The organism is Streptomyces sp. NPDC018026, from assembly GCF_044327745.1.
GTDB lineage: Bacteria > Actinomycetota > Actinomycetes > Streptomycetales > Streptomycetaceae > Streptomyces > Streptomyces rubrogriseus.
This window is the reverse complement of sequence record NZ_JBIRFY010000009.1, coordinates 47,403-60,388: the sequence shown is the minus strand read 5'-3', so window position 1 is coordinate 60,388 and position 12,986 is coordinate 47,403. Positions and strand designations below refer to the sequence as shown.

At 70.8% G+C, this 12,986-nt stretch carries 13 protein-coding genes and 2 tRNA genes; 9 read left to right on the top strand and 6 right to left on the bottom strand.

Annotation, left to right across the window (positions count from 1 at the left end; translation table 11 throughout):
• Window positions 1-10: 10 nt before the first annotated feature.
• The 5 genes from ACH4D3_RS26330 to ACH4D3_RS26310 form a co-directional block, all read right to left on the bottom strand.
• Window positions 11-826 carry an ABC transporter permease gene (locus ACH4D3_RS26330; RefSeq protein ID WP_398326526.1) on the bottom strand — a complete coding sequence of 272 codons (816 nt, stop codon included), beginning with the start codon at window positions 824-826 and terminating at the stop codon, window positions 11-13.
• Window positions 823-1,821 (bottom strand): ABC transporter ATP-binding protein, encoded by a 999-nt coding sequence (locus tag ACH4D3_RS26325; protein WP_398326523.1) that lies wholly within the window; start codon window positions 1,819-1,821, stop codon window positions 823-825. Before ACH4D3_RS26325 ends, ACH4D3_RS26330 begins: the two co-directional genes overlap by 4 nt.
• Window positions 1,822-1,961: 140 nt before the next feature.
• Window positions 1,962-2,034, bottom strand: a tRNA-Gly gene (locus tag ACH4D3_RS26320).
• 82 nt (window positions 2,035-2,116) lie between these two features.
• Window positions 2,117-2,188: transfer RNA gene (locus ACH4D3_RS26315), tRNA-Gly, on the bottom strand.
• A gap of 152 nt (window positions 2,189-2,340) precedes the next feature.
• Window positions 2,341-2,658, bottom strand: a complete 318-nt coding sequence (locus tag ACH4D3_RS26310; RefSeq protein ID WP_003974896.1) for an Lsr2 family protein — start codon at window positions 2,656-2,658, stop codon at window positions 2,341-2,343.
• A gap of 350 nt (window positions 2,659-3,008) precedes the next feature.
• Here ACH4D3_RS26310 and purS point away from each other — a divergent pair, with 350 nt between their 5' ends.
• From purS to purL, 3 genes are read left to right on the top strand one after another with little or no spacing between them, the layout of a single operon-like run.
• Window positions 3,009-3,281: a phosphoribosylformylglycinamidine synthase subunit PurS gene (purS, locus tag ACH4D3_RS26305; RefSeq protein WP_003974895.1), complete on the top strand. Its 273-nt coding sequence runs from the start codon at window positions 3,009-3,011 to the stop codon at window positions 3,279-3,281.
• Entirely contained in the window at window positions 3,278-3,958 is a 681-nt protein-coding gene (gene purQ / locus ACH4D3_RS26300) for a phosphoribosylformylglycinamidine synthase subunit PurQ (protein WP_003974894.1), read from the top strand. The genes purS and purQ overlap by 4 nt, the downstream gene beginning before the upstream one ends.
• Window positions 3,955-6,264 (top strand): phosphoribosylformylglycinamidine synthase subunit PurL, encoded by a 2,310-nt coding sequence (gene purL / locus ACH4D3_RS26295; RefSeq protein ID WP_398326518.1) that lies wholly within the window; start codon window positions 3,955-3,957, stop codon window positions 6,262-6,264. Before purQ ends, purL begins: the two co-directional genes overlap by 4 nt.
• Window positions 6,265-6,327: 63 nt before the next feature.
• On the opposite strand, the gene ACH4D3_RS26290 is transcribed toward purL, so the two are convergent.
• Window positions 6,328-6,912, bottom strand: coding sequence for a Uma2 family endonuclease (locus ACH4D3_RS26290; protein ID WP_398326515.1), 585 nt, complete (start codon window positions 6,910-6,912; stop codon window positions 6,328-6,330).
• 148 nt (window positions 6,913-7,060) lie between these two features.
• Here ACH4D3_RS26290 and ACH4D3_RS26285 point away from each other — a divergent pair, with 148 nt between their 5' ends.
• The 6 genes from ACH4D3_RS26285 to purM all read left to right on the top strand — a co-directional run bounded on the left by ACH4D3_RS26285 (window position 7,061) and on the right by purM (window position 12,915).
• Window positions 7,061-7,543, top strand: a complete 483-nt coding sequence (locus tag ACH4D3_RS26285; protein ID WP_398327056.1) for an ArsR/SmtB family transcription factor — start codon at window positions 7,061-7,063, stop codon at window positions 7,541-7,543.
• A 47-nt stretch (window positions 7,544-7,590) separates the two neighbouring features.
• Window positions 7,591-8,427 carry a M23 family metallopeptidase gene (locus ACH4D3_RS26280; protein WP_398326512.1) on the top strand — a complete coding sequence of 279 codons (837 nt, stop codon included), beginning with the start codon at window positions 7,591-7,593 and terminating at the stop codon, window positions 8,425-8,427.
• Window positions 8,428-8,436: 9 nt separating this feature from the next.
• Window positions 8,437-9,234, top strand: coding sequence for a sterol carrier family protein (locus ACH4D3_RS26275; RefSeq protein WP_398326509.1), 798 nt, complete (start codon window positions 8,437-8,439; stop codon window positions 9,232-9,234).
• 95 nt (window positions 9,235-9,329) lie between these two features.
• On the top strand, window positions 9,330-10,178 hold the full coding sequence (locus tag ACH4D3_RS26270) for an META domain-containing protein (RefSeq protein WP_398326506.1): 849 nt from the start codon (window positions 9,330-9,332) through the stop codon (window positions 10,176-10,178).
• A gap of 62 nt (window positions 10,179-10,240) precedes the next feature.
• Window positions 10,241-11,767, top strand: a complete 1,527-nt coding sequence (gene purF, locus ACH4D3_RS26265) for an amidophosphoribosyltransferase (protein WP_398326503.1) — start codon at window positions 10,241-10,243, stop codon at window positions 11,765-11,767.
• Window positions 11,768-11,847: 80 nt separating this feature from the next.
• Complete coding sequence (purM, locus tag ACH4D3_RS26260) at window positions 11,848-12,915, top strand: phosphoribosylformylglycinamidine cyclo-ligase (protein ID WP_398326500.1); 1,068 nt, start codon at window positions 11,848-11,850, stop codon at window positions 12,913-12,915.
• Window positions 12,916-12,986: the final 71 nt, after the last annotated feature.

Genomic DNA, 12,986 nt, shown 5'->3' with positions numbered 1-12,986 from the left:
GTCAGTCACGTCAGTGCCGCGGCTCCCATCGGAACCGCCGCCGTACAGCAAACACCGCGAGGACCGTCCAGGCCACCGCCGTCGCCGCGGCGCCCAGCGTCTCGGACGCCGACAGGTCGCCGGTCCAGCCGCCGCGCACCAGGGTGACGACGGGGGTCAGCGGCAGCAGCTCGCACACCGAGGCCACCCGGTCGGGCAGCAGCTCCAGCGGGAAGAACAGGCCGGAGGCGAGCATCGAGACGAACGTGAACGGCAGCGGCGTGACCTGCGCGCTCTCCCCGGTCCTGGTGAAGCTCGCGGTGACGGCCGCGAGCGCGGCACACATCACCAGGCCCAGCAGCAGGCCGACGACGCTCAGCAGGGGTGCCGACGGCGCCGGCAGGTCGAGCAGGACCGCGCAGCCCACCGCGAGCAGCAGGGACTGCACGAGCCCGCTGAGTACGGCCGGCAGGGCGGAACCGGCGAGGATCTCCGCGTCCCGCAGCTCGCCGGTGCGCAGCCGCTTGAGGACGAGTTCCTCGCGCCGGACGACGAAGACGCCGACGAGGGCCGAGTAGACGGCGAACAGCAGCGAGAAGCCGATCGCGGCGGGCAGCACGAGCGTGCCGATGGTCAGCCCCGCCTTGCCGAGGTCCATCTCCTCGGCTCCCGCCCGCACGCTGAACGGCATCACGAACGGGATGAACAGCGCGGCGAAGACGGTGCCCTTGTTCCGCCCGAGCAGGGTCAGCTCGGCGCGGGCGAGGGCGGTCATGCGGCTCCTCGGCGTGGTGACCGCCGTCCGGGCGGGACCTTTCGCGCGGGCCGGTGCGTCCGTAGCGCTCATGCCGCGTACTCCTTCTCCGTCGGGTCCATCGGGTCCGTCGGGTCCGTCGCGGTGCCGTCCGACCTCGCCGACACCTTCTTGGCGATGCTGAGGAAGGCCTCCTCCAGGGACGCCGAGCGCACGTCCAGGCGGCGCAGTTCCACCGCGGCCTGCGCGGCCCACAGCAGCAGGCCGGTGGCCGCGCGCTGGAGTTCCCGGGTGCGCAGCTTCACCGTCCGGCCGTCGATCTCGTGGTCGCTCACACCGAGCTCGCCGAGCGGCGGCAGGTCGCCCACGAAGTAGCCGTCGGGCAGTTCGAAGGAGATGTGGGACGGCTGGGCGGCGGTCACCTCGGCCGGGGTGCCGGTGGTGGCGATCCGGCCGTCGTGCATGATCGCGAGCCGGTCGGCGAGGTGCTCGGCCTCCTCCAGGTAGTGCGTGGTCAGCAGCACCGTCGTGCCCTGGTCGCGCAGGGCGCCCACCAACTCCCAGGTGTCCCGGCGGCCTTCGGCGTCCAGGCCGGTGCTGGGCTCGTCGAGGAAGAGCACCTCGGGGTCGCCGAGCAGCGCGAGCGCCAGGTCCAGGCGGCGCCGCTGGCCCCCGGACAGCTGCTTCACGCGGGTGCCGGACTTCGCCTCCAGGCCGACCAGCGCCAGCACCTCGGCCGGTGGCCGGGCGCCGCTCACGCACCCCGCCCACATCCGTGCCGTCTCGGCGACCGTCAGCTCGGAGGGGAAGCCGCCCTCCTGGAGCATGACCCCGGTACGGGGGCGTACGGCGGCCCGCTCGGTGTACGGGTCGTGCCCGAGGACCCGGACCCGTCCGCCGGCCGGGGCGGCCAGCCCCTCCAGGAGCTCGACCGTCGACGTCTTGCCGGCGCCGTTGGTGCCGAGCAGGGCGAAGACCTCCCCGCGGCGCACGGAGAAGTCGATTCCGCGCACGGCCTCGAACCCGCCCCCGTACACACGCCGAAGGTCGGTGACCTCAATCACGTGTTCGTGCTCGTTCGTTTGCATGCTTCAAGCATTCCGGCGCACCGGGCGGGACGACAGTGCGAGCCGTCATCACCGGACATGACAAATGTCAGAGCCGCCGGGGCACCCGGGGCCGGACGCACGAAAAGACCCCGGCCCTGAGGACCGGGGTCTGATTCCCGAGCGGACGACGAGGCTCGAACTCGCGACCTCAACCTTGGCAAGGTTGCGCTCTACCAACTGAGCTACGTCCGCAGTTGCTCCCGACCGGCGGTTCACCGATCGGTGCGAGCACCAGCCTACCTGATCCCATTGGGTCATCGGTACGGCGGTGCAGAGCGGGTGACAGGAATTGCACACTGCGCCTTCCCCCTGGAAGGGGGATGTTCTACTACTGAACTACACCCGCATGTTCCGTGAGCTGGGCCTTTCGGCCTCGCCCCTCGGCGTGCTCCAGACTTTAGCTGATCACCCGGGGTGCCGCGCAAGTCGGTTGCCGCGAGGGGCGGCTGAGCGGCCGTCGGCCGCTCCCGCCGGGCGCCGGCTCACTGGACGCACGGCTCACCGCGCCTCGGCGAACGCCTCGTACACCTTCTTCGGGATCCGGCCCCGCGCGGGCACGTCCATCTTGTTCGCCTGGGCCCAGGCGCGGACCGCCGCCGGGTCGGGGGCGACCTCGGTCTGCCGGTAGGCCTTGCCGGACCGGGAGCGCTTGCGACCGGCCGAGACGTACGGCTCCAGCGCCTTGCGCAGTTTCCGGGCATTGGCTTCGTTCAGGTCGATCTCGTACATCCGGCCGTCGACTCCGAAGGCGATCGTCTCCGCCGCTTCCGAGCCGTCGATGTCGTCAAAGAGAGTGACCACGACACGCTGCGCCACGAATATCGGTCCCTTCGTGCGGCATCTCCGCGATGACGTGCCCGAACGTGCCGAGACGCCGCGGAGATGCCGACTGTTCGCCTGTAATTGGGCAAAGTATCGGCTAATGACATTTCATTTGTACAGTGCCCGGCATTGCAATGGGAAGACCGACTAAATCTGCCCGCGTGTCCCTCGCGCAATAGGTGTCCGCGCCCGATCCCGGATCTTTCCCGAAGCTTTTCGTGACCGCCCCCTCCCGATGCCGAATCGTGACTGGGCTCACGTAGTTTCCTCCAAGGCTACGCGCGTAGAAATTTTGTACGGGTAGTCTGAAGGAACCTGCTCAGCACCACACACCGGGAGTGCCAGTGGCACGCGTCGTAGTCGACGTCATGCTCAAGCCGGAGATCCTCGACCCCCAGGGCCAGGCGGTGCAGCGCGCACTGCCGCGACTGGGTTTCGAAGGGATCTCGGACGTCCGTCAGGGAAAGCGATTCGAACTGGAAGTGGACGGGCCGGTCGACGACGCCGCCCTCGCCCGCATCCATGATCTTGCGGAATCCTTCCTCGCCAACACCGTGATCGAGGACTTCACCGTCAAGGTCGAGTCCGAAGACGTAGTCGCGGGGGCGGCGAAGTGACCGCTCGTATTGGCGTCGTCACTTTCCCCGGCAGTCTCGACGACCGGGACACGCAGCGCGCGATCCGCGTCGCCGGTGCGGAACCCGTCGCCCTCTGGCACAAGGACAAGGACCTCAAGCAGGTCGACGCCGTGGTGCTGTGCGGCGGTTTCTCGTACGGCGATTATCTGCGCGCCGGTGCCATCGCGCGCTTCTCGCCGGTGATGGACACCGTCATCGACCAGGCGAAGGCCGGGCTGCCGGTGCTGGGCATCTGCAACGGCTTCCAGATCCTCACCGAGGCCCACCTGCTGCCGGGCGGCATGCTGGGCAACGACCACCTGCACTTCATCTGCCGCGACCAGAAGCTGCGGGTGGAGAACGCGGACACCTCCTGGACCAGCGACTACACCGCCGGCCAGGAGATCCACATCCCGCTGAAGAACATGGACGGCCGCTACGTCGCCGACCGGCGCACGCTGGACGAGCTGGAGGCCGAGGGGCGGGTGGCCTTCCGCTACCTGGACATGAACCCCAACGGCTCGCTCAACGACATCGCCGGCATCACCAACGCCGCCGGGAACGTCGTCGGCCTCATGCCGCACCCCGAGCACGCCGTGGAGTCGCTGATCGGTACGGGCCGTACCGACGGCCTGCCGTTCTTCACCTCGATCCTCAAGAAGCTGGTCAACGCATGAGCCGGACGCCCTCCCGTCTCCCACCGCCGCCCTCAACGGAAGCCCTTCGGGCCCCCAAATCCCTGGACACGGTCGAGCACGCGACCGCGACCCCCGACGTCGAGCTGCCCTGGGCCGAGCTGGGCCTGAAGAAGGACGAGTACGAGCGGGTCGTCGAGATCCTCGGCCGCCGCCCCACCGGCGCGGAGCTGGCCATGTACTCCGTCATGTGGTCCGAGCACTGCTCGTACAAGAGCAGCAAGGTCCACCTGCGCCAGTTCGGCGAGAAGGCCCCCGAGTCCGAGGCGATGCTCGTCGGCATCGGCGAGAACGCCGGTGTGGTCGACGTCGGCCAGGGCTACGCGGTCACCTTCAAGGTCGAGTCGCACAACCACCCGTCCTACGTCGAGCCCTACCAGGGCGCGGCCACGGGCGTCGGCGGCATTGTGCGCGACATCATCGCGATGGGCGCGCGCCCGGTGGCCGTGGTCGACCCCCTGCGCTTCGGCGCCGCGGACCACCCCGACACCAAGCGCGTCCTCCCGGGCGTCGTCGCCGGCATCGGCGGCTACGGCAACTGCCTGGGCCTGCCCAACATCGGCGGCGAGGTCGTCTTCGACGCCTGCTACCAGGGCAACCCGCTGGTCAACGCCGGTGCCATCGGCGTCATGCGGCACGAGGACATCCACCTCGCCAAGGCGTCCGGCGCGGGCAACAAGGTCATCCTGTACGGCGCCCGCACCGGCGGCGACGGCATCGGCGGCGCGTCGATCCTCGCCTCGGAGACCTTCGACGATGCCAAGCCGTCCAAGCGCCCCGCCGTCCAGGTCGGCGACCCCTTCCAGGAGAAGCTCCTCATCGAGTGCACCCTGGAGGCGTTCGCCGAGAAGCTGGTCGTCGGCATCCAGGACCTCGGCGCGGCGGGCCTGTCCTGCGCGACCAGCGAACTGGCGTCGAACGGCTCCGGCGGCATGCGCGTCACCCTGGACGACGTACCGCTGCGCGACTCGACCCTCTCGCCCGAGGAAATCCTCATGAGCGAGTCGCAGGAGCGCATGTGCGCGGTCGTGGAGCCGGAGAAGGTCGACCGCTTCCTGGAGATCTGCGAGAAGTGGGACGTCATCGCCACGGTCATCGGTGAGGTCACCGACGGCGACAGGCTGGAAATCTTCTGGCACGGCGGCAAGATCGTCGACGTCGACCCGCGCACCGTCGCCCACGACGGCCCGGTCTACGAGCGCCCCTACGCCCGCCCCGACTGGCAGGACGCGCTCCAGGCCGACGACGCGGGCAAGCTGCCCCGGCCGGGTACGCCCGAGGAGCTGAAGGCCCAGGTCCTCAAGCTGGTCGGCTCGCCCAACCAGGCGTCCAAGCAGTGGATCACCCAGCAGTACGACCACTTCGTGCAGGGCAACACCGTGCTTGCCCAGCCCGAGGACTCGGGCATGATCCGGGTGGACGAGGAGTCCGGCCTCGGCGTCGCCATCGCGACCGACGGCAACGGCCGCTACGCCAAGCTCGACCCGTACACGGGCGCGCAGCTGGCGCTGGCGGAGGCCTACCGCAACGTGGCCACGACCGGCGCGAAGCCCCTGGCGGTCTCCGACTGCCTGAACTTCGGCTCGCCGGAGGACCCGGCGGTCATGTGGCAGTTCGCCGAGGCCGTGCGCGGCCTGGCCGACGGCTGCCTCCAGCTCGGCACCCCGGTCACGGGCGGCAACGTCTCCCTCTACAACCAGACGGGCGAGGCGGCCATCCACCCGACCCCCGTGGTCGCGGTCCTCGGCGTCATCGACGACGTGGCCCGGCGCACGCCGGTCGCCTTCCAGGAGGACGGCCAGCTGCTGTACCTGCTGGGCGACACGCGTGAGGAGTTCGGCGGCTCGGCCTGGTCCCAGGTGATCCACGACCACCTCGGCGGCCTGCCCCCGAAGGTCGACCTGGAGCGCGAGCGCCTGCTCGGCGAGATCCTGATCTCCGCCTCCCGCGACGGCATGATCGACTCCGCGCACGACCTGTCCGACGGCGGTCTGGTCCAGGCGGTCGTCGAGTCGGCGCTGCTGGGCGGCAGGGGCGCGCGTCTGGTCGTACCGGACGGGCTGGACGCCTTCACCTTCCTGTTCTCGGAGTCGGCGGGCCGCGCGGTCGTCGCCGTCCCGCGCTCGGAGGAGGTCCGCTTCAACGACATGTGCGGCGCCCGCGGCCTGCCGGTCACCCGCATCGGCGTGGTCGACGGCGACGCGGTCGAGGTCCAGGGCGAGTTCACCCTCCCCCTGACCGACCTGCGCGAGGCCCACGAGGGGACGATCCCGGGGCTGCTGGCGTAGTAGTCGCGGCTCCCTGAGCGTCCGAGGTCCCGTCCGGCTGGTTCCGGGCGGGACCTCGTCGTCTCAGCGCACGTAGTTCTTGAGGATCTCCGTGTCGAGTTCGATGCCGACGGGGTCGGGGAGCACCAACGTCTCGCCGAACTTCGTGACGCGGGCGTCCCGGTAGCCGCCGACCCTCCGGTCCGGGCCGCTGTGCACCGTGACTGTGCAGCTGTCCCGGTCGATCAGCAGGTACAGCGGGATCCCCGCCTGACCGTACGCGGCCGGCTTCTCGTGCCGGTCCCGCCTGTCCGTGTCCGAGTCGTACGAGGTGACCTCGACGACCATGAGTGCTCCAGCCGGGTCGGCCCATTCGCCGTATCCCGCGAAGTGGGCCTCGGGTACGAGCACGGCGTCCGGCCTGGCCCTGCTCTGGCGATACCCGTCGACGCGGAGGCCTCGCGCGTGGTACAGGTCCAGGTCCGGTCGGGCCTGAATACAGCGCTTGGCCAGCCAGGACACGATGGTGTCGTGATCCCCGTCGGTCACTTGTTTGACCCCGATCCGTCCGTCAATGAACTCCAACGTGACGGTCTCGGGAGCGGCGGAAGCGATCGTTTCGAACTCGTCCACCGACATCTGAGACGTGTGCTCGGCCATAACCGTCATGTTGCACCTCCTTCCAGGCGCGGACCAGTGTTTCCGGGGCTGCGGCCCTCCCGGGCCACCTTTCGCGGCCAGACACACGTACGAGTGACGCTTGCGCGAGATTACATAGTTACGTAATCTCGTAAGTGTGGAGCATCTGGAACAACGCGTGGCCGACCTCGAACGGCGCCTCGCCGCGCTGGAAGCCACCGACCGCCCCGCGCCTCGCGTCCAGGCGGGCGACCTCTGGGCCCTGGAAGGGCTAAAGGAGCAGCTCACGGAGCTGGAGGCGGAAGCCGGGGGTGTCCTCTTCACCGGCTCCGTACGCCTGCCGACCGGGGAGCAGTACGCCTGGCAGCACGGCGCGCTGACCGAAGGGCTGCTGGACGCCGACTGGTCCGAGTCCGCCGAGGTGTTCGCCGCGCTGGGGCATCCCGTGCGGCTGCGGCTGCTGAGGGAGGTGTTCGGGGGGCGGCGCACCGCCGCCGAGCTGGCGGAGCTGGACGGGATGGGCACGACCGGCCAGATCTACCACCACCTGCGCCAGCTCACCGGCGCCGGCTGGCTGCACACCACCGGCCGGGGCCGCCACGAGGTGCCGCCGGGGCGGGTCGTACCGCTGCTGGTGGCGCTGTCGGCCGCGCGGAACTGACCGAGGCCCCAACCGGCGGGCCCGTCACGAGCAAGGGGGAACGAACGATGTCCGCACGCAAGCTCGCCATGATCACCTTCCGGGTGCTCCAGCTCGTCTTCCTGGCCCTGGTGGTCGTCGGCGTCCTCTTCGACCCGGGGTATCCGTGGTGGAGCGTCTTCCTGCCGCTGGTCCTCGCCTACGTCCTGATCACGGTTGTCAACCGCTGGAACGGCGGCGCCCCGGACGCGCCCGGCAGGTCCCGCGAGCCCGTCGAGACCGCCCCGCCCGTCACCGGCCGCTGGTCCGCGCTGAACAGCCCGGCCGACCGCACCCCGAGCCACGGCGTCCACGCCTACGGCCAGACCTTCGCCATCGACCTCGTCGCCGAGCCGGAGCCCGGCGCCCGCCCCGGCTTCCGTGCCCTGTGGCCGCTCGCCCGGCGCAGCCGCGACTTCCCGGCGTTCGGCGCGCCGCTCCTCGCGGTGGCCGACGGCACGGTCGTACGCGCCGACGACGGCCAGCGCGACCACCTGAGCCGGACCTCGCTGCCCGCGCTGCTGTACCTGATGCTCGTCGAGGGCTCGGTCCGGGAGCTGGCCGGCGTCCGCCGTATCGTCGGCAATCACCTCGTCCTCGACCTCGGCGACGGCGTTCACGCCCTGTACGCGCACGTCCGGCGCGACTCGTTCACCGTCCACGAGGGCGACCGGGTCCGCGCAGGCCAGGTGCTCGCCCGCTGCGGCAACACCGGCAACTCCACCGAGCCGCACGTCCACTTCCAGCTGATGGACGGCCCCGACCCGGACACCGCCCGGGGCATCCCCTTCACCTGGACCGGCATCGGCGTCCCGCGCAACGGCGAGATCTTCGAGACGCCCTCGTCGGCCACCTCGCCCGCATAGGCTCACCGCATGCCCCCGGCCAGGAAACGCCCCCGCGCCTACGACTCCGCCCGCACCCGCGCCGCCGTTCTCGCCCAGTTCGGTCACGTGCGGGTGGCCGTTCGGGGCCTCACGTCCGAGCAGCTCGGTCTGCCGACCCGGCTCGGGGACTGGACCGTGCGGGAGCTGGTCGCGCACGTCGGGATGGCGCTGACCGCCGTGGACCGGCTGCTGGCGGAGCCCGAGCCGGTGCGGCAGGACGGCCGGCTGCTCGACTGGCCGTTCGCCATCGCCGCCGACGCGGACGCCATCGCCGGGACGGCCCGCCGGCTCGCCGCCGAGCACCCCGGCCTCGACGCCCACCTCGCCGAGGTCGAGCGGCGCTTCACCGAGCGGCTCGACACCCACCCCGGGAGCAGGCTGCTCCCCACCAGCGCGGGCGCCCTGCCGCTGGCCGACTACGTCGTCACCCGCACCGTCGAGCTGGTCGTGCACACCGACGACCTGAACGCCGCGGTCCCCGGCCTCGACATCCCGTACGACCGGCAGGCGCTGGCCGCCGCGACCCGGCTGCTGGCCGACGCGCTCGCCGTGAAGGCGCCCGGCGGCTCGACGGAGGTGCGGATCCCGCCGTACGCGGTCGTGCAGTGCGTCGAGGGTCCCCGGCACACCCGGGGCACCCCGCCCAACGTCGTCGAGACCGACCCGCTGACCTGGATCCGGCTCGCCACCGGACGGCTGGCCTGGAAGGACGCCCTGGACGGGGCGAAGGTGAGCGCGAGCGGGGAGCGGGCCGACCTCGGGGCGCTGCTGCCGCTGCTGAGCTGAGCCGAGCGGAGGCGGGGGAGCGCCGGGAAGAGGGCGAGCTGCGGAGAAGCGGACGGACGACGGAACCGGACCTTCCTTGTCTCCGTCGAATCGGCATGTACAGGCAGAAGCAGCAGCGCAGCATGACCCTCACCGCGGCGGCCGTCGTCGCGCTCGTCCCGCTCGCCGCGGCCTGCGGGAGCGAGCAGGCCGACGGCACCGGCGGTGCTTCCGTCGGCGCGGACGGACCGCGCCTCACCGGCGTCCGGTGGAGCATCGACAGCGTCACCGTCGACGGCACCACCCACCGGGCGCCGGACGCGGCACACGTACGGATCGACGACGGCGGCGAGGCCGCGGGCAGCACCGGCTGCAACAGCTTCAGCGCCCGCGCCGCCGTCGAAGACGAGGGCGGCGACGGCGACGGCGGCGGCGACGACGGCCGGCGGGTCCGGCTCAGCGACGCCATGTTCACCGAGAAGGCCTGCGCCGAGACGCCCGCCGACTTCGAGAAGTCCCTCGGCCGCGCCCTCACCACCGGCCCCCTCACCACCGAGAGCGAGGGCGACCGCCTGACCCTCACCACCGCCGACGGCGACACGGTCCGGCTCAGCAGGTCCGAGGACGCGTCCCTCTACGGCACGAAGTGGACCGTGGACACCCCGCGCCGGCCGGACGGGAAGGACGGGAAGGGCCGCGCCCACCTGACCTTCGACCAGGACGCGAAGAGCGTCTCCGGGCGGCTCCCCTGCAACCACGTCAACGCCGGGGCCACCGTCAGCGACGGGCGTATCACCCTCGGCGCCCCGTCCACCACCCGAATGATGTGCGAAGGCTCACTCATGGACGCCGAGAAGCGGCTGCTGGGCTTCTTCGACGGCAAGGTCGACTACCGGATCGATCATGAAACCCTCACGCTGACCAGCGAAGACGGTGTCACGGTCCGCGCCGTCGCCGACCGGTGATCCATGGGTGGGCCCGTATCCCCAATTCGGACCAGTGGTCGACCTCGCCTACACTCGGAGGCGTGCCACGTGGTGACGGTCGACTCAATCACGATCTGCTTCCCGGCGAGAAGGGCCCCCAGGACGCTTGCGGCGTCTTCGGTGTCTGGGCTCCGGGCGAAGAGGTCGCAAAGCTCACGTACTTCGGGCTGTACGCCCTCCAGCATCGGGGCCAGGAATCCGCGGGAATCGCGGTCAGCAACGGCTCCCAGATCCTCGTCTTCAAGGACATGGGCCTGGTGTCCCAGGTCTTCGACGAGACCTCGCTCGGTTCGCTCCAGGGTCACATCGCGGTCGGTCACGCCCGCTACTCGACCACCGGTGCCTCCGTGTGGGAGAACGCCCAGCCGACGTTCCGTGCCACCGCGCAGGGTTCCCTCGCGCTCGGGCACAACGGCAACCTCGTCAACACCGCCCGGCTCGCGGAGCTGGTCGCCGACCTGCCCAAGCAGGACGGCCGCTCCACCCGCGTCGCGGCGACCAACGACACGGACCTGATCACGGCCCTGCTCGCGGGTCAGGTCGACGAGGACGGCAAGCCGCTGACCGTCGAGGAGGCGGCCGGCCAGGTGCTGCCCCAGGTGCGCGGTGCCTTCTCCCTCGTCTTCATGGACGAGCACACCCTCTACGCGGCCCGCGACCCGCAGGGCATCCGCCCGCTGGTCCTCGGCCGCCTGGAGCGCGGCTGGGTGGTCGCCTCCGAGTCCGCCGCTCTCGACATCTGCGGCGCGAGCTTCGTCCGGGAGATCGAGCCGGGCGAGTTCGTCGCCATCGACGAGAACGGTCTGCGCACTTCCCGATTCGCAGAAGCGAAGCCCAAGGGCTGCGTCTTCGAATACGTGTACCTGGCCCGCCCGGACACCGACATCGCCGGCCGCAACGTCTACCTCTCGCGTGTCGAGATGGGCCGCCGGCTGGCGAAGGAGGCCCCCGCGGAGGCCGATCTCGTCATAGCGACCCCGGAATCCGGCACCCCCGCCGCGATCGGCTACGCCGAGGCCTCCGGCATCCCCTTCGGCAACGGCCTGGTGAAGAACGCCTATGTCGGCCGGACCTTCATCCAGCCCTCACAGACCATCCGCCAGTTGGGCATCCGCCTGAAGCTGAATCCCCTGAAGGAAGTCATCAAGGGCAAGCGGCTGGTCGTCGTCGACGACTCCATCGTCCGCGGCAACACCCAGCGTGCCCTGGTCCGCATGCTCCGCGAGGCGGGCGCCGCCGAGATCCACATCCGGATCTCGTCCCCGCCCGTGAAGTGGCCCTGCTTCTTCGGCATCGACTTCGCCACCCGCGCCGAGCTGATCGCCAACGGCATGAGCGTCGAGGAGATCGGCACCTCGATGGGCGCCGACTCCCTGGCGTACATCTCCATCGACGGCATGATCGAGGCGACCACCATCGCCAAGCCGAACCTGTGCCGTGCCTGCTTCGACGGGGAGTACCCGATGGAGCTTCCCGACCCCGAGCTGCTCGGCAAGCAGCTCCTGGAGACCGAGCTGGCCGCCGGGCCCGCCGGTACGGCCGCCGCCGACGCCATCCGTCGCCCGTAGCCGTCCGTTTCCCTGGATCGCCCGGCTTTCCCATGGTTTCCCTGGCCTCCCTGCCGTACGACACGAAGGTTCACATCGTCATGCCTGACACAACTGGTGCCAGCTACGCAGCAGCCGGCGTCGACATCGAGGCGGGCGACCGCGCCGTCGAGCTCATGAAGGAATGGGTCAAGAAGACGCGGCGCCCGGAGGTCCTCGGCGGCCTCGGCGGCTTCGCCGGCCTCTTCGACGCCTCCGCCCTCAAGAACTACGAGCGCCCGCTGCTCGCCTCCGCCACCGACGGCGTCGGCACCAAGGTCGACATCGCCCGCCGGCTCGGCGTCTACGACACCATCGGCCACGACCTGGTCGCGATGGTCATGGACGACATCGTGGTGTGCGGCGCCGAGCCGCTGTTCATGACCGACTACATCTGCGTCGGCAAGGTCCACCCCGAGCGCGTCGCCGCCATCGTCAAGGGCATCGCCGAGGGCTGTGTGCTGGCGGGATGCGCCCTGGTGGGCGGCGAGACGGCCGAACACCCCGGCCTGCTGGGCGCGGACGACTTCGACGTCGCCGGCGCCGGTACGGGCGTCGTGGAGGCCGACCGCCTGCTCGGCCCGGATCGCATCCGTACGGGTGACGCGGTGATCGCCATGGCGTCCTCCGGGCTTCACTCGAACGGGTACTCGCTGGTCCGCCACGTCCTGCTGAACGAGGCCGGCCTGGCGCTCGACGCCCACCTGGACGGCCTCGGCCGCACCCTCGGCGAGGAGCTGCTGGAGCCGACCAAGATCTACTCCCTGGACTGCCTGGCCCTCATGCGCACCGCCGAGGTCCACGCCTTCAGCCACGTCACCGGCGGCGGACTCGCGGCCAACCTGGCCCGCGTGATCCCCGACGGCCTGCACGCCGTGGTCGACCGCTCCACCTGGACCCCGGGCGCGATCTTCGACCTCGTCGGCCGGACCGGCGAGGTCGAGCGCCTGGAGCTGGAGAAGACCCTGAACATGGGCGTGGGCATGATCGCGATCGTGCCCGAGGAGTCGACGGACGTGGCCCTGACGACCCTCGCCGACCGCGGCGTGGACGCCTGGGTGGCCGGCGAGATCACCGACCGCGCAGACCACGAGAGCGGCGCGGCACTGGTCGGCGACTACGCCGCCTGAGGTGCCGCAGGTGCCCCGGATGCCGCGGGTAGCACAGAACCCGGTCGGTGACAGAGGTCACCGACCGGGAA